Annotated in this window: 22 protein-coding genes; 3 read left to right on the forward strand and 19 right to left on the reverse strand. The window is 45.6% G+C overall.

Translation table 11 applies throughout. From position 1 onward, the window contains the following. Nucleotides 1-165 precede the first annotated feature (165 nt). Together MHI30_RS19205 and MHI30_RS19210 are read left to right on the forward strand one after the other, a co-directional pair. Nucleotides 166-1,764 carry an SWIM zinc finger family protein gene (locus MHI30_RS19205; protein WP_075751528.1) on the forward strand — a complete coding sequence of 533 codons (1,599 nt, stop codon included), beginning with the start codon at nucleotides 166-168 and terminating at the stop codon, nucleotides 1,762-1,764. Further along, nucleotides 1,751-4,516: a DEAD/DEAH box helicase gene (locus tag MHI30_RS19210; protein ID WP_075751529.1), complete on the forward strand. Its 2,766-nt coding sequence runs from the start codon at nucleotides 1,751-1,753 to the stop codon at nucleotides 4,514-4,516. The genes MHI30_RS19205 and MHI30_RS19210 overlap by 14 nt, the downstream gene beginning before the upstream one ends. A 38-nt stretch (nucleotides 4,517-4,554) precedes the next feature. On the opposite strand, the gene MHI30_RS19215 is transcribed toward MHI30_RS19210, so the two are convergent. The 15 genes from MHI30_RS19215 to MHI30_RS19285 all read right to left on the reverse strand — a co-directional run bounded on the left by MHI30_RS19215 (nucleotide 4,555) and on the right by MHI30_RS19285 (nucleotide 16,069). After that, nucleotides 4,555-5,358, reverse strand: coding sequence for a YwqG family protein (locus MHI30_RS19215; protein ID WP_075751530.1), 804 nt, complete (start codon nucleotides 5,356-5,358; stop codon nucleotides 4,555-4,557). Nucleotides 5,359-5,408: 50 nt separating this feature from the next. Next, entirely contained in the window at nucleotides 5,409-6,356 is a 948-nt protein-coding gene (locus MHI30_RS19220) for an ATP-binding protein (RefSeq protein WP_075751531.1), read from the reverse strand. Nucleotides 6,357-6,367: 11 nt separating this feature from the next. Then, nucleotides 6,368-7,033 carry a hypothetical protein gene (locus MHI30_RS19225; RefSeq protein WP_075751532.1) on the reverse strand — a complete coding sequence of 222 codons (666 nt, stop codon included), beginning with the start codon at nucleotides 7,031-7,033 and terminating at the stop codon, nucleotides 6,368-6,370. Between the two features lie 21 nt (nucleotides 7,034-7,054). Next, on the reverse strand, nucleotides 7,055-8,044 hold the full coding sequence (locus tag MHI30_RS19230; protein ID WP_142238574.1) for a tetratricopeptide repeat protein: 990 nt from the start codon (nucleotides 8,042-8,044) through the stop codon (nucleotides 7,055-7,057). A 320-nt stretch (nucleotides 8,045-8,364) separates the two neighbouring features. Further along, nucleotides 8,365-9,243 carry a Cof-type HAD-IIB family hydrolase gene (locus MHI30_RS19235; protein ID WP_075751534.1) on the reverse strand — a complete coding sequence of 293 codons (879 nt, stop codon included), beginning with the start codon at nucleotides 9,241-9,243 and terminating at the stop codon, nucleotides 8,365-8,367. A 15-nt stretch (nucleotides 9,244-9,258) separates the two neighbouring features. Further along, nucleotides 9,259-10,029 carry a DeoR/GlpR family DNA-binding transcription regulator gene (locus tag MHI30_RS19240; protein ID WP_020453196.1) on the reverse strand — a complete coding sequence of 257 codons (771 nt, stop codon included), beginning with the start codon at nucleotides 10,027-10,029 and terminating at the stop codon, nucleotides 9,259-9,261. A gap of 142 nt (nucleotides 10,030-10,171) precedes the next feature. Next, a complete protein-coding gene (locus MHI30_RS19245; RefSeq protein ID WP_342409724.1) occupies nucleotides 10,172-10,840 on the reverse strand; it encodes a transaldolase family protein in 669 nt (222 codons plus the stop codon). A gap of 17 nt (nucleotides 10,841-10,857) precedes the next feature. Continuing rightward, nucleotides 10,858-11,643 carry a sorbitol-6-phosphate dehydrogenase gene (srlD, locus tag MHI30_RS19250; protein ID WP_075751536.1) on the reverse strand — a complete coding sequence of 262 codons (786 nt, stop codon included), beginning with the start codon at nucleotides 11,641-11,643 and terminating at the stop codon, nucleotides 10,858-10,860. A gap of 14 nt (nucleotides 11,644-11,657) precedes the next feature. Then, nucleotides 11,658-12,029 carry a PTS glucitol/sorbitol transporter subunit IIA gene (locus MHI30_RS19255; protein WP_048350525.1) on the reverse strand — a complete coding sequence of 124 codons (372 nt, stop codon included), beginning with the start codon at nucleotides 12,027-12,029 and terminating at the stop codon, nucleotides 11,658-11,660. A 23-nt stretch (nucleotides 12,030-12,052) separates the two neighbouring features. Continuing rightward, nucleotides 12,053-13,060, reverse strand: a complete 1,008-nt coding sequence (locus MHI30_RS19260) for a PTS glucitol/sorbitol transporter subunit IIB (protein ID WP_048350526.1) — start codon at nucleotides 13,058-13,060, stop codon at nucleotides 12,053-12,055. Between the two features lie 16 nt (nucleotides 13,061-13,076). Then, on the reverse strand, nucleotides 13,077-13,625 hold the full coding sequence (locus MHI30_RS19265; protein WP_043925087.1) for a PTS glucitol/sorbitol transporter subunit IIC: 549 nt from the start codon (nucleotides 13,623-13,625) through the stop codon (nucleotides 13,077-13,079). Then, a complete protein-coding gene (locus MHI30_RS19270; protein ID WP_075751537.1) occupies nucleotides 13,622-14,065 on the reverse strand; it encodes a transcriptional regulator GutM in 444 nt (147 codons plus the stop codon). The genes MHI30_RS19265 and MHI30_RS19270 overlap by 4 nt, the downstream gene beginning before the upstream one ends. Continuing rightward, a complete protein-coding gene (locus MHI30_RS19275; protein WP_048350528.1) occupies nucleotides 14,062-15,024 on the reverse strand; it encodes a sugar-binding transcriptional regulator in 963 nt (320 codons plus the stop codon). The genes MHI30_RS19270 and MHI30_RS19275 overlap by 4 nt, the downstream gene beginning before the upstream one ends. A gap of 222 nt (nucleotides 15,025-15,246) precedes the next feature. Then, nucleotides 15,247-15,594, reverse strand: coding sequence for a single-stranded DNA-binding protein (gene ssb, locus MHI30_RS19280; RefSeq protein ID WP_048350529.1), 348 nt, complete (start codon nucleotides 15,592-15,594; stop codon nucleotides 15,247-15,249). Between the two features lie 103 nt (nucleotides 15,595-15,697). Beyond that, nucleotides 15,698-16,069 carry a hypothetical protein gene (locus tag MHI30_RS19285; RefSeq protein WP_020453205.1) on the reverse strand — a complete coding sequence of 124 codons (372 nt, stop codon included), beginning with the start codon at nucleotides 16,067-16,069 and terminating at the stop codon, nucleotides 15,698-15,700. A gap of 181 nt (nucleotides 16,070-16,250) precedes the next feature. On the opposite strand from MHI30_RS19285, the gene MHI30_RS19290 reads away from it, so the two are divergent. Further along, nucleotides 16,251-16,664, forward strand: coding sequence for a YwpF-like family protein (locus MHI30_RS19290; protein ID WP_020453206.1), 414 nt, complete (start codon nucleotides 16,251-16,253; stop codon nucleotides 16,662-16,664). 38 nt (nucleotides 16,665-16,702) lie between these two features. Here MHI30_RS19290 and mscL read toward each other — a convergent pair whose 3' ends face one another. The 4 genes from mscL to MHI30_RS19310 form a co-directional block, all read right to left on the reverse strand. After that, on the reverse strand, nucleotides 16,703-17,083 hold the full coding sequence (gene mscL / locus MHI30_RS19295) for a large conductance mechanosensitive channel protein MscL (RefSeq protein WP_075751538.1): 381 nt from the start codon (nucleotides 17,081-17,083) through the stop codon (nucleotides 16,703-16,705). 69 nt (nucleotides 17,084-17,152) lie between these two features. Next, a complete protein-coding gene (gene fabZ / locus MHI30_RS19300) occupies nucleotides 17,153-17,587 on the reverse strand; it encodes a 3-hydroxyacyl-ACP dehydratase FabZ (protein ID WP_003185902.1) in 435 nt (144 codons plus the stop codon). Nucleotides 17,588-17,769: 182 nt separating this feature from the next. Continuing rightward, on the reverse strand, nucleotides 17,770-18,597 hold the full coding sequence (locus tag MHI30_RS19305; RefSeq protein ID WP_020453208.1) for a flagellar hook-basal body protein: 828 nt from the start codon (nucleotides 18,595-18,597) through the stop codon (nucleotides 17,770-17,772). 43 nt (nucleotides 18,598-18,640) lie between these two features. After that, nucleotides 18,641-19,480 carry a flagellar hook-basal body protein gene (locus tag MHI30_RS19310; protein WP_075751539.1) on the reverse strand — a complete coding sequence of 280 codons (840 nt, stop codon included), beginning with the start codon at nucleotides 19,478-19,480 and terminating at the stop codon, nucleotides 18,641-18,643. Between the last annotated feature and the right edge of the window lie 60 nt (nucleotides 19,481-19,540).

Genomic DNA, 19,540 nt, shown 5'->3' on the forward strand with positions numbered 1-19,540 from the left:
AAATTATATGATGTAAAGAATCGATTTGCCATAGTCTATTACATTATTCGACAGCCAACCGTTTTTATGTCCTTTTCCTGAGAAAATCTTTTTTGGACGGGTTGATTAAGCTATAATAGAGAGATTGGAAACTTTTTAAAAGCCATTCGGTTAGGAGCGATAGACATGCTTCAAGACATGATTTCAAAAACGGTTGTGATGGATGCAGCTGAACAGTTTAAGCATGTACTGCCGTGCACAGAAGCTAACATTCAACTCATGAAAAAAGCCCTTATTTTATACAGACAGGATTCCGTCTATCGGGTCAAGCCGATGAGCGGGCATACGGTCAGCGCTTACGTTCAGGATGTGGTCCCGGTAAAGGTCTTCATCGACCTCGCCGACGTTAAAAAAAGCAGCTGTTCCTGCCCTGCTCAAAACATCTGCCGGCATGTGCTTGCCGTTTACTTATATTTATATGCACAATATGATCGATTGGGAACGTTTACGGAGTTTTGGAAAGAAGCGCAAAAACGGCGCGAAAACAGGGATATTCTCGGACAGCTTCAGCGCGGAATGAAGCCCCGCAGCCACACGCTCGATCAATGGACATCGTTTTTCAAAACGGAGTTCAGACGATGGGAAGAGCATACGCCTAAAAACCAGCAAACGATGCAATACCTTTACTACGGGTATTTTTCAGCTTTAAAAAAGCGGACGCCTGCGGAGCCGGAGCTGAAAAAAATGTACCAAATCCACGCGGCTCTTGCGACATGGCTTGCCATGCATTTGCTCGTCGAGAAAGGGCGCATCGATCCTGAAAAAGATTTTTACTCGCTGAATCCTTATATCGAACAGCTGATGGATACGATCTACAGCTCGATCGATGAACTGAAAACATATGCGCTATCGTTCTCCCTTGACCCGTTTTTAGAAAAAACCCCCGGCGTGATTCGGGAACTGCTGCTCAAGAAAGACATTTTCCAGTATGAAAGGCTGCGGATTTTCGGGGAAATCTGGAGTGCCCTTCTGTCCCGGCCAACCTGGCTGAAGCGGGAGCTCGATGTGCTCAACGACCTGGAGCCGTCGCCTGAAATACAATTCGGCAGGCTGCATCTTGAATTTCTGCTGAAAAACGACGATGTGATTCTTGATCAAGCCAGATCGTTTTCACCTGAGATTCTTCCTTATACATTTCAATGGCTCAGCGTCATGACCGCCAAAAAAGACTGGAAGCGTCTTAAAAAATGGTATGAACACCTTGAGCAGCTTGCAGCCGGCTTCTGCAGACTGGATAAGCCGTACCGGGAAATACGCGATGTTTTAAGCGAACTCTTCCTGTTTCTGAGCGATTACAGCAAAAACGCAAAAGAAGAGCATGTATATGAACGGTATTGCAAAAAGTGCCTTCCTTATACCTTTACTGAATACAGCCATTTTTTATATAACAAAAACCGCTTTACGGAGTGGATGGAGATCCACAGCCTTGTCGGTTTTTCAATCTCTGAGATCGGGCAGAACGCCTTGAAAGATATCGCAGCAGCGGCTCCTGAAGCATTGATTCCTTCCTATCACAGAGAAATTTCCGGGCTGGTTGAACAAAAAAACCGCTCAAGCTACAAAGAAGCCGTCAAACAATTAAAAAAGCTGCGCACCCTTTATAAAAAATCGAAAAAACAGGATGTCTGGAACCGGTTTATGGAGCAGTTTTCAGCCCGCTATAAACGGCTGAGAGCCTTCCAGGAGGAACTTAAGAAAGGAAAGTTGATCGATGGCGAGTCTTAAGGAAATCGTGATACATGTCGAACAATCAGAAGACTATACATTCATTTTATCTTGTCATGACGGGGATCATCAGTTTCTTACGCGGAATGAAATGGAAAGGTATTTGTTTCAGTGGCACGAATCGTCTTTTTACGGAACGTTTCTCGAAGATGCCGGTTTAGAGACTCCGGCGGTTCTGCTGTCTCCGTGGATGGCGGTCGAATTTCTCGGTAAAAACTCATTTAATTCTTACAGCGACATCAATCTCACCGAGGAAACCGAACCTTTGATGAAAACAGCTTCCACCATTTATGAGTTTATCGCAGATGAAGATTTTCTTCCCGACTATGAAGCATGGAAGCAAGAGGTGCTGCGCTGGAAAGATAAAGAAGGGATTTTGGAAGGCTATACAGCTGAATGGTTTTCACACGCTGTCGAAGACTACATCAACTACAATGACGAGTTAAAAGCAAAATGGGAATCGATTGTCGCACATTCTCCCGCCGTTACCACATTTCAGGGACACTTTCTCGATGAAGACGATTTTCTTGAAACGATCGGCTGGCATGAAAACCCTGTGCCGTTTACCGTCGGACTCCGTTTAAATGAACCTGATTTTGACGGAGACGATTGGAAAATCGAACTGTTTTTGCGCGACAAAAAAAGCGGAGCCATTCAGTTCTTTGAAGGCTTGAACAGGCTGAAAAAATCGTGGCACACATACGCTGATAAAATCGCCCGCGAACAAGACAGATTCCGCCAAATCGTGCCGTGGCTGACGATCGACTCGGGAACGACGCTTTTAACGGAAGAGGAAGCATGGATCTTCCTATCCGAAGCAAGCGAAACTCTTGTCAGCATGGGGATTGAAATTTTGCTGCCGTCATGGTGGCAAATCGTCAGAGACAGCAACATGCTGCTGAAAGCGAAAGTGTCATCGGCTCCCCGCGGCGAGTCTTTTGTCGGAATGAATGCATTGATGGACTTCAACTGGCGTTTTGCTACGAACGGAATCGAACTCACAGAAGAAGAATTTGAGCAGCTTGTCGCCAATAAAAGACGGCTTGTCAACATACGCGGGCAGTGGATTAAAATCGATCCGAATTTTATCAAACAAATGAAAAAGCTGATGGAGCGAGCAGAAACAGAGGGGCTTCATATGTCTGACATCCTGGCGCGCGAGCTGACGGAGCGGAGCGAAACCCGCGAGGATGATGATCTGTTCGATGCTTCCGCATTCAGCGAGGTGCGGTTTGAACTGTCTTATCAGCTGAAAAACATGATCAGAAAGCTGAGCCATCGCGATGATCTCCCGTCATACCCGGTCAGCAAATTTTTTGACGGAACGCTCAGGGCTTATCAGGAAGACGGTTTGAACTGGCTGATCTTTCTCAGAAACTGCGGCTTCGGCGCCTGCCTGGCAGACGATATGGGTCTTGGAAAGACCATCCAGATGATCGCCTATTTCGCCTATTTAAAAGAACAGGGACAACAAATGCCGTCTCTCATCATTGCGCCGACTTCCGTCCTCGGGAACTGGCAGCGCGAACTCGAGACCTTCGCGCCCGGCCTGACGGCGGCGCTCCATTACGGGCCAAAACGCCCTAAAGGTGAAGCATTTCAGGAATGTTACAAAGATGCAGATATCGTCTTGACATCATACGGCCTCGCCCAATCCGACTTTGACGATCTCAGCAGCGTCGCCTGGAACTGCATCTGCCTTGACGAAGCCCAGAATATTAAAAATGCGCACACGAAACAATCCCGTTCAATCAGAAAGCTGAAAGGCATGCATCATATCGCGCTCAGCGGGACTCCGATGGAAAATCGCCTGACGGAGCTGTGGTCGATCTACGATTTCATGAACAAAGGCTATCTCGGAAGCCTTGGCAGCTTCCATAAGCGTTTTGTCCTGCCGATTGAAAAAGACCGCGACGAAAAACGGATCGAACAGCTCCAGCAGCTGATCAAACCGTTTTTATTAAGACGGACAAAGCAGGACAAGGAAGTCGCGCTCAACCTGCCTGAAAAACAGGAAGAAAAAGAGTTCATCCCGCTCTCCGCAGAACAGGCCTCACTATATGAACAGCTTGTCAAAGATACGTTTGAACATATGTCAAGCCTCGCCGGAATGCAGCGTAAAGCTCTCATCTTAAGCATGCTCGGCAAGCTCAAACAAATCTGCGGCCACCCTGCCCTTTACTTAAAAGAGACCGGGAGCGAGCTCCTGAACGGAAGGTCAGTCAAGCTCGAAAAACTGCTGGAGCTGACGAAGACAATTCGCGAAAGCGATGAAAGCTGCCTGATTTTCACCCAATATCTCGGGATGGGAGATATGATGAAACGCCTGCTCGAGAAATCATTCGGCGAACCGGTCAAGTTTCTGAACGGCAGTTTATCCAAGCTTGAACGGGACAAAATGGTGGAGCAGTTTCAGAACAAGGAATTTCCGATTCTGATCTTATCATTAAAAGCCGGGGGCACAGGCCTCAATTTGACGGCCGCCAATCACGTCATCCATTACGACAGATGGTGGAATCCCGCGGTTGAAAATCAGGCGACAGACCGCGCCTACAGAATCGGACAGAAACGGTTCGTCCACGTTCATAAACTGATCACCACCGGCACAATTGAAGAAAAAATCGACCACATGCTCGAATCGAAGCAATCGCTGAACGATCAAATCATCCAAAGCGAAAATTGGATCACCGAACTTTCCGAGCATGAACTCGAGGAGCTATTTACCCTGAACGCTTCGGCTATTACGGGTTAAATAAAACAGCTGTCTGAAATAGACAGCTGTTTTTTATGTTAATGACAGTCCCAATTATACAATACGTTTGAAAAGTCCTTATTCTTTAAATCATCAGGCCTTATAAAAAAATTGGCAATCCCGACATCTCCCCACATCGCGTCAATGTTCTCATCAGAATCAATTTGCAATAGCAGAACGGTATGATCCGGATAATCGCCTTCCCGCGGATCATATTGCGTGAAGGCTGCGTAGCCCCCGATTTTATGGGAGAAGCCGTCGTACATTTCATGGTATTCTTCGAACACCGTTTCCTCTTGATCGCCGAATTGCTCAAAGAATGTCCAAGCATCCGTTCCCGCGTATCGCTCAAATTGAAAGTCGGACGCAGAGACAAGTTCAGACCCTATGTCAGGTGTGAGTGAGGCTTCGCATCCAATCGGAAAGGCCAGCTCATCCTCAAGCTTCACAAACGAAAAATCGTCGACAAGCTCGTCTTCATTTTCGATGACATTCTCAAAATACTTGATGCAAAAACTCGACTGTTCACATGGATCATCAAAATTCAATCCGTAAACATCATCACTGACAGAGATAAAAAAAAGCAGAATACCGGATTCCGGGAAATTCTCAAGACGGGGCATGTCTGAAAAATTAATTTGCGCAAGCAGTTTCATCGGCTTTCCCTGTGAATCGACAGGATACTTTTCAGACTTTGGAAAATAAGGATCGCCGGCCAGTTTGCTTTCATACCGGCCTGTTTTTCCTTTTCTCGCGTCCAGCTTCAAAAAATCCCGCACTGATTGTTCAAATTGCCCGCGGTATCGGGCCATTTTTTCGGGTAATTGAAACGGCTTTTTCATACTTATCATTCTCCTTTTGACCGGGTGACTCTTTAAAATGCGGAGGTTACCTATTTGAGCTTATTTCTCTTCATATAATCAAGAACGGATTGATATTCTTTATTCGCATCACTAAACATGGCATAGTTTTTCGCTGTTGAAAACCATTCAAGCGTTGAAGGCACTCTCCCTTGAAGGCTGCTTTCAAGATCTGTCTGTTGGACAGGCGACAGCTTTCCTTGCTGAAGCGACCGTTCGATCGCCTGATCTAAAGCATCGCTGACCAATTGTTCTAAATCAGCCCCCGAAAAATGGCAAGTCTTTTTGGCAATTTTCAGTACATCAATCTGATCATGCGGCTTGCCGGACAGCTTTAAATTTAAAATGTCGACACGTTCTTCTTCAGATGGAGGCGGCATAAATACCATCTTATTCAATCTGCCGGGACGGCGTAAGGCAGGATCTAAATACCACGGTGTATTCGTTGCACCGATCACATACACACCGTCATTAAACGACCCTAAACCATCTAATTCTATCAGCAACTGATTGACCAGCACCCTGTCATGATGCTGGCTCATTCCCTGCCGATTCCCCCCGATCGAATCAAGCTCATCAATAAAAAGAACGCAAGGACTGTTATCACGCGCTTTTTCAAAAATATCATGCAGATTATGTTCACTCTGCCCAACATACATGGACAATATCGCTTGAAGCTCCAAGTGTATAAAGTTTGCTTTGATCTCGCCGGCAATCGCTTTCGCGATAAATGTTTTTCCGCATCCCGGCGGGCCAAACAGAAGAAGACTTCCCCCCGTCGCTTTTCCAAACGCTTTAAAATACTCAGGATTTTGCAAAGGCAAAATAAAGTCCATGTTGATTTTCTTTTTAATGTCTTCTAATCCGCCGACATCAGCAAAAGTTTCACAGTGTTGTTCTAATTCGGTTAAAGCATGTTGATGTTGATCAAACTGAATGACTTTCACCTTTGCGCGTTTTTCCGTGTCATCCCTCTTCATATTTATCCTTCCTATCTATGATTTGTACCGGTTAAGATCCTTTTCATCACTTTATAGTTCGCCTTGGAACCCGCATGTTTTTCCAGCTGGGCCTGATCTTTCTTTTTGATTCCGCTTCTTTCAATATGTATTCCTTTCCGCTGCAGGAGCTGATCAAGTTCGTCAGCTTTATTGTAAAACTCGTCGGACAAGGCGGCATCGATTTTTTTTCCGTCATTTAACGTCAGATCATACTTCAGGTAAAGTGCGCCTTTTAACCCTTTTTGATAATAGGCATGGACAGAAGTGACATCTTCCATATCGTAATGTTTGGTGCTGGAAATTAGCCCTTCTCTCATGACAATGCTGTTTTTCCCGATATTTTGATATTGAAAAAAAGCATTGCATAGCAGCGTCAGCCCTACCACTAGAAGAATCAAGGATAAAGGAAGCTGCAAGCGCCCCTGATAGCCTTTGGAAATTATCACTTTTCTAACGGTGTAAGGTATACAAATCAAGGTCAGCAGCAGGCTGTAAAATATGCTTACATCAGAGCAAAAAAGCAAGTTGTCGGAAGCCGCCAGCATTTTCATTTGAAGATTCCCAAATCGGTCATACAAAGACATCGTGCCGACAAAACTGAGCAGTCCGAAAAAAACAAAAAATAGAGTTCCCGGTTTATCTTTATGTATTTCCATTATTTCCACTCTTTCATTCATTTAAAATATCAATCTGTATAAGAATGATATGATCCCTATCACAATGATCAGCAATACAAAAAGGATCCAAATCGGTGTGTACCCCAAAAATGTGAGGACCGAACTACCTCGCATCTGTTCGGGCAATTTTCGCTGCATGAGGGCTCCCGCCAGCCCGTTCATCATATAAGGTGTACTGTAGACGAGAAACAGGTATGGAATCATCAGCCACTTGAAGACCAATGTCACAATGACTAGAAGCGGCCAAAACAACACCGGTTTTTTAACACGCAGCTTCTCATGGAAGCGCCTGACTTTCAACGGGTATTTCATAAACCAAAAATTACACATGTTGTATAACGCTAAATTGGGTACAATCCCTGGATTGTTCGGATTGATTTGTAGAGCTGTTTTGTTTAAAGTCAAGGCTTGTGCATAATCTCCTCTTCTATGCGCCGCAGAAGCGGCCATTCCCGTGATCATGGCATCATCGGCATTTTGGGCAAGCGCTCTGTCTGAACACGCCCTTGATAATCCATCCTCAAAAAATACCGCCAAAATTTCACTGTATACGACAAGAGAAAATGGATCGTCAGGTTCTAATTCCACTGCCTTTTCTATATAAAAACGCGATTTTTCATACTCATTTTTATCATGGAAAAGAAATTGAGCGTGCATTGCATAAGTGTAGTGATAATCAGGGTACTCAGAAATCATTAATTCATTTATTTCCTCATGCTCTTCGTACATTCCCAATTCATAGTATGCAAGAGTCAAGACAGCCAAAATTTCAAAGTTCATCGGATCTAAATTTAAAGCCTCTTTTGCAAACTGTACCGCTTTTTCATATTCTTTCGCATTAAAATATATATTTGAAAGCAATTGATAGCCTTCGTGTGAGTCGGGGTAATTGGATAAAAACTGCTCTGCTTCCTTCAAGGCTTCCTTTGTTTTCCCCCACTTTGAAAGCCGCTCTGCTTTCTCATACATTATGCTCATTTGATTATCCAAATCGATCACCTGTTATTTACTCTTTTTCAATGAGTTCTAGTATCTTTTTCTAAATTCGAGGATTTAAACTAATGATAAAGTCACCTTCCATTCTTGGAATTTGAAATAATAGTTAAATAGTAACAAACATCACCATATCAAACAATGAATAAAAAGTAACGAAAATATACCTCATAGTTCACGAGTCAGCGTTAAAATAAATAAAGGCCGCCGACAATGTCGGCGGCCCGCGGATCAATAACATCCGCTGCTTAACCGCACTCCTTCAATCGTTACGCTGCCGTGTACCGGCATCACGCCGATTTGAAAGGATGTACGAATTAAACCGGTTTGACTTGCTGTTCAATCAGCTGATTCAGGATGTGAGCGACGCCATTTTCATCATTAGTGAGCGTCACCTCATCAGCCATCTCTTTAATGTCTTCGCGCGCATTGCCCATGGCAAAGCTTTTCCCCGCGATCTTCAGCATCGAAAAATCATTGAGGCTGTCTCCGACGGCAGCTGTTTCCTGAAGGGTAATGCCGAGCTTGCGCGAAAGCTTTTCCAACGCCAGCCCTTTTGACGCCTGAAGATGCTCAATTTCAAAGTTATGCTCGGCTGAAGTGACAAGCGTAATATCTTGCGCATCTTTAAATCGCTGCCAGCCTGTTTCCAGTTTTTCTTTATGAAAAGAAAAAGCTAATATGTTATATACATTGACATCTTTTCCCGCTAAAAACAGGTCGGTATAGGAGCTGATGTACGCATATCCGTTTTGGCTGAGCTGCTGTTCAGCCGCGAGTTCCAGCCTTGAAAGATCGGCCCCGGGATTTGCGCTTTTCAAGCGGTCCAGCTCAATGTCAAGCAGCTCGCGGCCGTTTTGCGGCGTGAAGATCGCTTCATCGCTGAATACCTCATAATAGTAATTCTTTTCTTCAAGCCATTGAAGAATTCCTTCCGCCCGTTTCCGGTCAAGCGGCACCGAGTGGTAAAGGCGCCCTTCAGGATCATGAATCACCGCTCCGTTGGCACTGATAATCCATGTTTTAATACCTGTCGGCTCAAAAATCGTTTGAACATCGAAGGATGCTCTCCCCGTGGCAACTACTACTTCAATCCCGTGTTCCCGCGCTTTTTTAATCGCATCGATGTTTTCTTTTGAAATCTTGCTTTCACTGTTTAACAACGTCCCGTCTAAATCGACCGCAATCATTTTCATCTGCTGTTTTCCCCCTTAAGTATCGTGATGTTCAGCCACGAGCAGCTCGACATCATGTTCATCAAGCAGTTTCTGAAACGGTTTCGGCGGCAGCCGGTCTGTAATGAGAAGGTCGATGTCACTGAGTTCAGCATACCGGTAAAAATCCGTTCTCCCGATTTTCGAATGGTCGGCAAGCGCTATGACTTGTTTCGCTTGAGAAATAATTTTCCGTTTCACCATTCCATCCTCCTCATGGGCGATTGTAAGCCCGTGTTCGGAAATCCCCACCACGCCGATCAGCGCTTTATCAACATGATAGCATGACAGCTTTTCAATGACGGAGGCGCCGTACAAAAAGCGGTGCTCTTTTTGAAGCTTACCTCCAAGCAGGTGGATATCAGCACCTTTTCTTGAGGAAAGAACCTCCGCAAGGTTAATCGAATTGGTGATGATCGTGCAATTGACATCCGGCAAATGCTCGGCGCATGATTGGACTGTCGTGGAAGCGTCCAAAATCATACGGTCGCCTTCTCTGATTAAAGAAGCGGCTGCTTTTCCGATCATGCTTTTCTCTTCGGAAACCATGCCCAGCCTGCCAGAATAGTCTTTGACCTCATCATGAACGGTAGGCAGAATCGCCCCTCCCCTTGTTCTGATAATAGCGCCTTGCTCCTGCAATTTGACCAGATCCCGCCTTGCCGTATCTCTTGAAACTCCGAATAAAGAACATATTTGTTCAACGGAAATCCGTTTATGCTCTTTTAAATAGTCAATGATGGAAATTAACCTTTCCTCTTGATACACTCGATCATTCCTTCTTTACACAAGTAAAATTCATTATTTATAAGTGATTATAAGCGATTACACAGAACAAATCAAGAACACATAAGTAATGATAAGCAAAAATAAAGCCTGAGGCCGGTTTCCCGGTCCTCAGGCTCGCATGCTAAAATGAAAATGTTCCATATTGAGAGTGCCAAATTTCACGAAACGCATGGATATCGCGGTCTGCAGCCGGATGATCAGCCAAATGGCTTAAAAGCTCAGGGCTGATTGTCGCCTCATGGCTCCCCGCTTCCATGACGGCAAGAATTTGACGGTTATGTTTAAAGCTTGCCGCAAGCACTTTGCAATTTAAACGGTATGTGTTAAATAAGCCGACAATCGTTTTGACAACGCCCGCCCCATTACCATACTCTTGATCAATACGATTGACATACGGCGCGACATAGGAGGCGCCGGCTTTTGCGGCCAAAACAGCCTGTGCAGCGGTATAAACCGTTGTCCCTGTGGTCTGGATGTTTTCAGCCGCGAGCTCTCTGATCGCGTAAAGTCCTTGAGCCGTCACCGGAATTTTCACCGACACGTTTCCATCCAGCCAGTTATAGAGCGCCTTCGCCTGATCGGCCATATCCCGCCAATGGTCGGCGATCACTTGGGCATGGAGAGGCAGATGCTCGGGAAGGAGCCGCCGAATATCTTGAATCTGCTGTTTAAAGGGCTGCTTTTCCCTTGCAATCAGCGCCGGGTTTGTCGTGACGCCGCCAGCGGGAAATGAATCCAGCAATCTTTCAATCTCCGGTATATGCGCTGAATCAATCAGCATGTTCATCATCGCTTCCCCCTCGTATTTTAATGCATGACCTGCCCTCCGGTTACATTGATCGATTGACCCGTCATATAGGATGCCTGGTCAGAAGCGTAAAATAGGATGGCATTGGCGATGTCATCATACGTACAGCCCCGTCCGAGCGGCACTTTTTCGGTGTACACGCGCTCTACTTCGCTCTCTGGAATGCCGAGCTTTTTCGCGTATTGCGGGATCAAGCTTTGGAACATCGGCGATTTTAACAAATTCCCCGGCATAATGCTGTTCACGCGAATGTTGTGTTCGGCAAGATCAAGCGCAAGGCTTTGAGTGAGACCGACGCCTCCAAATTTGGAAGCTGAATAAGCTGTATTATGTTTGCTGCCGACTTTTCCCGATTTGGAGTTGATTTGAATGATTGACCCGCTTCCCTGCTCAATCATGACCTTTGACGTTTCCCTCGCGCAAAGAAAATACCCGGTCAAATTGACTTCGATGGTCCGTTCCCAGTCTTCAAGCTCAAAATCTGTGATCTTATTGCTTTTGGCGATTCCCGCACTGTACACCATCACATCGATTTTATTGAATTTCTCCGTGACCCTGCCGATCATTTTTTCCACATCGGCTTCCTTTGTAAAATCCGCTTGAATCCACAGCGATTTGACCCCGTATTGACCGGCTGCATGTTCAGCCGTCCTTTCGGCGTTCTCGCCGTTGATGTCTGCGACCGCGATGTCATATCCCGCCTCTGCCATGCGGTAGGACAGCGCTTCTCCGAGACTTTGGCCGCCGCCGCATATCAATGCCACTTTTCCTTTATTTATCTCCATATTGCACCCGCTCCTTATGAGAATCTTTTAACTTGAATACAGTCTCCTGCTGAAACCTCCGGCAGTTGTTCTTTTCGTTCAAGGTACAGCGTTCCCGGCAGCTCGGCCGAAGCTGATCCGTCAAATTTCAGCGTAATATGCCCGAGATTCGCCAGGTTCTGCCGAACGGCGCCGCCAACGGCTGTGATTTTGTATGACTCGCCGCCCAGTATGAGCTCATCGCCTTCATTGAAGTCGCCTTCTACAGGCTTTATATCAATTGATAAGCAATAATCTTTCAATTCATCCGGAGCACCTTCGCCGAATAATATAAGCATCTTTTCATCTGAAAATGCTGTTGCTTGAGCTCCGATTCTGTTTATTTTTGTTTCATACAGCATGACCATAATTCTCCCTCCTTAAGAAAACCTCAGCTGTCATACATGCCAAAGCTGGCCAGCCAAGCAATGAAAACGGTTGGCGCCCCCGTCAAAAAACGCGAATACAGTACCGACGGCACCCCGACTTCAACCGTTTCGACTTCCGCTTCCGCAAGACCCAGGCCGACCGGAACAAAGTCGGCAGCTGCTTGCGAATTGATCGCAAATAACGCCGGCAGCGCCAAATTCGGCGGAATGTTTCCTTTGCCGATCTCGACGCCGATCAGCGAACCGACAACTTGTGCAATCACCGCCCCAGGTCCAAGAAACGGGGAAAGCAGCGGAAATGAACAAACAAGCGAGATTAATAGCAATCCGGGCAGTGACCCTGCAAATGGTGATAAATATTTGGCAAAAATGTCTCCGATGCCTGACTCTTTAATGATGCCGATCAACAGAGCCACAAAAGCCATGAACGGAAGAATTGTTTTGATAACGGTTTCAATTGCTTCCCGTCCCGCTTGATAAAACGTGCTGACGACCGATCCCATGGCCATCCCGATTGTCGCCATCATCCCTTTCGGCGACTGCTGTTCACTAATTTTTTTCTCTGTGCTATAATGGTTTTGTTTATTTTGCATTTGTTTTTCTTCTGGAATATTAGACTGTTCAGGCTCCTCCACAGCTCCCAGCAGTTTAATATTCTCTTTTTTTACTCCGGAAACATATATATCTTCTGTAATATGGGCGGCAAGCGGCCCGCTTTTCCCGGTCGTCATCACATTGATCGTCGGAATTCGCTTTTGCGGATAAAGTCCGCAGCGCAGCGTCCCTCCGCAGTCGATGATCACAGCGGCCATTTCGCTTTCGGGTACTGTCGTTTTAAAGCCGTCGACCAGTGTGCACCCCGTCAGCTCAGCTAAATGATCCGCAAAATCGGGTTTGTTTCCGCCGGTGACGTACACGATTTTATTTCTCTCTTCATCAGGCGTGATCACCAGAGGCCCGCCAAACCCTCCCGGCCCTTTTAAAACTTCAACCGAACGATAGGAACTCATCTGTAAACCGCCTTTCTTATTTAAGATCAATCGAATCTTTTAAGGCAATGCCCTGCTGTTTCGCGACATAAGCCGTTGTCATATCCGTTACCCAGCCCCTGAGAAAGTTTGTCACAATCCCGACCAGAAGATAGCGGAGAGCGAGCTCGGTCGTTTCATGCCCCAGCGTCGTAATTCCTGCGGCAATCCCGAGGAAAACAAACAGCTCGCCCGGATTCACGTGCGGGAAAAGTCCGTTATGCGTATGACAGGAATAGGATGCAGCCGCATAATAGCTCGGTTTGTATTTTTCAGGCAAGAACCTGCCAAGCGACAGCGTCATTGGATTTGCAAGCATGAACGTACCAATGACAGGCAAAACCATGTATCTCGTTAATGGATTTTTTCCCGACTTCCTCGCGAGCGCTTCGACGCGCTTTTCTCCTATCAGGCGTATCAGGGCATTCATGGCAACAAGCAGCATAATCAATAAAGGAACGATGTCTGTAAGCATACTGACAAACACTTCTCCGCCATGTCTGAATAAGTCCATAAACTTTTCCGCAAGCCATGTTACGTTTTTCATAATTCACCTCTTTTTTTGATTTGAAAGCTCATCAGTTTTTGAAACCGTGTTTTCTTCTGCGGGACATCACCCCCTTTCGTGATGATGTCGAATGTCTTCAAGGCATCTTCAATTGCGAGCCGTGTGAGGCGGTCGTGCCGGACAAGCTCCGCTTGTCCGATCTTCAGCAAATACTTTCCTTCAAACCCTTTTAAAGGCCTGATTCTTGAAAAGACGGTGACACCTTGCATTTTTGACGCCTTCAAAATTTTATTGCGCTTGTCAATGACAAACAGGACGACCGTTCCGGCTCTGAATAATCCGGTCTTCCTTCCGACCGCGACTCTTCCCATACGTCTGTATGCGGCGAATGTTCGATTGAAATGCCTGATTTGCAAAAAACCAAAAATACTTTGGAGAAGCCATGCAGCTCCAAGGGCGATGATAAAGTAAATGATCATAATTGGTTTCTTACCTCCTCGGCAATTTCTCTGGCTGTTTCGGCAGTTGTCACCAAAATATTAATATAACGGCCTTTTGCAGCCCCGATAATAGAAGGGACTTTTTCATGGGATTCGGCAAGACCGATGGAATACTCCAAATTCCTTAACCGGTTGATGTCTATCGCGATGGTTCTGTCATGAATCTCTGTTTCTACCAATGCTCCCGACCGATCAAAGAAACGCGAGCATATATCTCCGACCGCCTGTTTTTCTTCAAGGCGCTCGATATCCTGATCGCCGTAAAATCCGGTCCAGATCATATTTGAAGAACTAAGCGGCGCTCCGATCCCGACGGCTGCCACAGTAAGGCCGTTCCACAGACTTTCTATTTTTTTGAAATAGTGGGACTTGACGATTTCCTCTTTCGTTTCTTTTTTTTCGACAACGGCTGCCGCGTCTATAAAGTAGGGCGTGCCTCCAAAGTCACCCGCAATGCTGTACACGATGCTGTTCACGTGATATTTCGTATCCATGGCGCCCGGACCGCCGACAAGCGGCACAAATGAAGCGCTCCGTTTTTTGACGCCGTGAAACTCCCCGATCATTCCCGCCATCGTCGTCCCCCATGCGAAGCCTACCGTATCTCCGTCTTTCACGACGCGTTTTAAGATTTCGGCACCGGCTTTGCCGACGAGTTTCTTCTTGTCTTCAGCTGTTTGTTCCGGTTTTGCGTCGCATATGTAAACTTCTTTAAGCCCGAGCAGCTGTTCGAGCTCCCGTTCCAAATCATAGTGTGTCCCGATATGGTCATCGATCGTGATTTTAACGATTCCTTCCTCGCGCGCTTTTTTCAGCATGCGTCCGACGGTTGTTCTGTATATCCCTGTTGCGTTTGCAATCTGGCTCTGTGTCATATCCTCTTCGTAGTACATTTTGCAGACTTTGATCAGAAGGCGTTTATCATCCTTCATTTCCATAAGATCACCCTTTACTTTTGCACATATGTGCAAACATTGATCATTTGTTGTTGTATTCGCTTACATTATACATACGGAATTTTTGGGCGTCAATTTAAATTTGTCTATTTTTTGTCTAAAATAAAAAAACCGGTCATTTAAAACCGGCCATACAGGGGGATAAAAAAGGGGATATTGATTGATTTTTTTTAAGAAAGGCGTTTATAGAAGGAATCTTACGGTTTAAGCTTCCGCCGGCTCATGGGCTTTTCGGCTTTCTCCCAAAAATCTGACTGATCGGGCGACAACTTCTGTAATAAAAACGCGCTCGCCTTCTGAATTGACGTATTGGCGAGTCTGGATTCTTCCGCTCAGCCCGATGATGGAGCCTTTTTCGCAATATTCGGCTGTGTTCACGGCAGTTTTGCGCCACAGGGTGCAATTGACAAAGTCCGCTTCAATTTCGCCTGCTGCATTTTTGAAAGGCCTGCTGACAGCCAGCGTCACATTTGCAACAGGGACACCGTCAGATGTGTACCGAAGTTCGGGATCTTTTGTCAAACGCCCGACCAGCATGATCTCATTAAACATTTCGTCCCTCCCTTCCTGTTCGGGTATCCCCAGTTTATAAGAGATCGGTATTTAAGCAAAATCATCATAAAAGAAAAATAACCCGGAAAAACCCGGGTTCGCGTCATAATTTTTGTTTCTTTCTGCCATTAATTAAAAAAATCATCTCATTATTATTTGAGAAATAAGTATTTTTCAGAAACTGAAAAAAAACAGGAGATGCCAGCCACCGCTCTGAGTATACGCGGACATATGAGCCCCCGTCCCAAGCATACAAACGGAATGACAACTCTTTCTGTTTAATCGTTACTTGAAATTCGTATATTTCCATTCTGTCTTTTGTTTCATAGCGAAACACGATGCCTTCATTGGCATACGTGCTGATCTCGTGCTTTTTGTTCCCGGCTGAAAAGCAAATCATAGGCATATATTGACGGCAGTCAGCAGCTGGATTGCTTGCGATCACAAATACTTCTTTTAAGTAAAAATGGTTCATAAGTCACCTCCTGCTAAATATCACCTAAAGTATAAATAAAAATAAAGCATTATAAAATACTTTTTGCAAAATTTAAAATACGAATATGCTCCTATTGCATAAACAAACCAGGGTCAAGAGTTCTTCCAAGCGAATGTGCTATAATGGTTATACAACTATGGAAGCTTGTGAGGTGATACTAGTGAAAACCTTTAGGCTTATTGATTTAAAAATAGTCCGCCAGGATGAAACTTCAAAGCGGCTCGAGGAGTTCCCGCTGATCGACGGCCTTATCATTAATAAAGAAGACGGAGAAAACCACTGGATGGTTGAGGGGCTGGTTTCGAAAGAATACCGGTATTTTTTCGAATACCTCCTTCAGGAAGGCAAAGAAGTGAAAACATATGTAACGATCACGAAAAAAAGCAACCGCCCCGCACAGCTGTTAGCGAAGGTCAAAAAGATCACGGTACTAGGCGAGCATGTTTCCGTCTTATTGGACGGCAAAATGGTCAGCTCAAAGCTGAGGAAAGGCTCCGACAAGATTTTGGAAGATTTAATGAAAGAAGGATATTCCGGAGACCGGCTTCTTGAAGCATTTAAACAAAATATATAGAAAAGGCTGTCTTCGCCGACAGCCTTTTCGCTATAGCTCTAAGAGCGTTTCGTCTGATCTTTTAACAAATCCCGTATTTCCTTAAGCAATTCTTCCTGGGGATCAGGAGCAGCTTTTTCTTCTTCGGCATCTTTCTTCTTCAGCTTAGAGATATAACGGATAAATAGAAAAATGGAAAACGAAATAATAAAGAAATTGACGATCGACTGAATGAATAGCCCGTATTTAATTTCGGCATCAACAAATGTGAACGAGAGCGCTGAAAAATCCAGGCCTCCTAGCAGAAGACCGAGGAGCGGCATCATTAAATCATTGACAAGCGAAGTCACGATTTTTCCAAAGGCGCCTCCTATGATGACCCCGATTGCAAGATCGATTACATTTCCCCGAATCGCAAAGCTTTTAAATTCTTTCCACATGAATGATCACCTTTTCGCTTTTATGATAAAAAAACAAAATGGGCTTTTACGAAAACCCATTTTGCTACATTATTCCTGTTTTTCGCCAAGAGAAAACATCAATTCGGCTTCACACACCACTTCGCCGTCCACTTTCGCGACTCCTTTTCCTTTGCCGATGGAACCGCGGAAACGAAGCACTTCAAGCTCAAGATGGAGCTGATCGCCCGGTTTGACCTGCTTTTTGAAGCGGCAGCTGTCAATTCCCGCAAAAAACGCGAGCCTTCCGCGGTTTTCTTCCTTCATCAAAAGCGCCACGGCACCCACTTGCGCAAGCGCTTCAACAATTAAAACGCCAGGCATCACCGGATAATCCGGAAAGTGTCCGTTAAAGAATTCTTCATTTACTGTCACATTTTTATAACCCGCTGCCCGTTTTCCTTCCTCTACCTCTGTCACACGGTCTACCAGCAGAAAGGGATAGCGGTGGGGAATGATTTCTTTAATTTGCTGAGCATCAAGCATCGCCTTGACATCTCCTTTTTCGAAAAATATGTATAGAATGATATGTCAGTGCCTTATTCTGTACATCTGGAAGTATATTATGAAACGGAATCTTTTTCAACAAAAGATGAGAGACAACGCTGAAAATGAAAATAAAAAGAGCCTGAACCAAACGTCGTTTGGCCGGCTCCTGTTTTGCTGTGTTAACGTACTGAATTGATCAGCCCCATCATTTGATCGCCCATCGTGATGGCGCGGGAATTCATTTGATAAGACCGCTGCGAAGAGATCAGATCGGTCATTTCCTTCGATACATCGACATTTGATGATTCGAGGAATCCCTGTTTTAGAGAAATGTCCTGCCGCCCCGCTCCGTTCAGATTGATTAGAGCCGTTGCTCTCAATTCATCGCTGACAGAAAAAAGATTGCTTCCTTCTTCCGTAAGAGCCTGAGGTTTGACAGCCCGGACGATTCCCAGGTTAAAACGCAATGGCGCTTCACCCTGATTGTCTGACGAAACAGTGACACTTCCCGAACCGTCGACTTTGATGTGTTTATAGCGCTGGTTGAAGCTGATGGGATTTCCGTTTTCGTCAAGAACGGCATGCCCTTCTTTCGTCACCAGCTGCATCTGGTTGGCGTTACCAGCCGCAGGCGTCAGGTAAAATGCTCCGTCTCTTGTATATTGCACTTCCCCGTCGACATTGACCTGGAAGTACTGATAAGGAGAAGTCAGTGCAATATCAAGATCGCGGCCCGTCTCCTTAAGGCTTCCCTGTTTATGTGTCAGCCGGTCGGTCATGACGGCTCCGACGCCGAGCCGAAGTCCGGGCGGCGTCTTTCTGCTTGCCGCTACTTCATTATTTTTCTCGTTTACCTGTTCAATCTGCTGCCTGATCAGCTCCGAAAAGCTCGTGTTTTTCGCCTTATATCCCGTTGTATCGGTATTTGCAAGATTATGGCTGATATTATCAATTTGTTTTTGCAGTTCAAACATTGTGTTTGAAGCCGTGATCATGGATCTAAGCATCGTTTTTCCACATCCTCCATTTACGCTGATCGCGATCGGTCATTTATCCGATCCTTCCAATCTCATTGGCCGCCTTTTCCATGCTTTTATCATAAGCTTGAAGAACTTTTTGGTTGGCTTCAAACGAGCGGTAGGCAGCAGTCATTTCCGTATAGGCTCTCGTCACGTCGACATTCGACCGTTCCGTCATCCCCTGCTTGACAGAATAAGTGACTTCGGGGTTGCCGACTGCGCTTGGCAGCGCCTCACCGTTTTCAGTACGATACAGATCATCGCCTTCTCTTGCTAAATTTCTCGTATCGAGCGCGATTCTGACATCGATCCTTCCAAGGTTTTGGCCGTTTTCAGTCACCGTTCCGTCCTCAGCGACTTGAAAATTCTCGCTTCCCACCGTAATCGGCCGGTTTTCCGTTGAAAGGACGAGTCGGCCGTTTATTGTCAATTGATTATTTTCATTTAAAGAAAAACGGCTGCTTCTTGAATAGCGTACATCCCCATTTTCAAGCCGAACCGCGTAGAAAAGTGCTGCTTTATCGTTTGTTTCCCCGTTGACCGGAACTTCGGTTTCGCTGATTGCGATATCTGTCGGCTCATTCGTGCTTTGCAGATCGCCCTGCGAGAATTGAGGCTTCAGTTCCTGCATGTAAACTCCTGTATTGATAGAACCGATCGGCGTCTGTGTTGAAAACGAACGCGAAGCGCTGCCTGCCTTGACAGAATCGGATTCAATCCGGCTCAAAAGCATTTCCGGGAAAGAACGGATTGATCCTTGGTCTTCTTTATATCCCGGCGTATTTGCATTCGCGATATTATTCGTCAGCATCTCTGTGCGGCGCTGCTGGGTGATCATTGCTGAAGTCGCTGTATAAAGTCCTTTTAACATCATTTCACCTCAAATAAGTGTCATGCTCCAGAGTTTCCTATCGAAAAAAACCTCTTTTGC

Source organism: Bacillus sp. FSL L8-0528, assembly GCF_038593085.1.
Taxonomy (GTDB): domain Bacteria; phylum Bacillota; class Bacilli; order Bacillales; family Bacillaceae; genus Bacillus; species Bacillus paralicheniformis.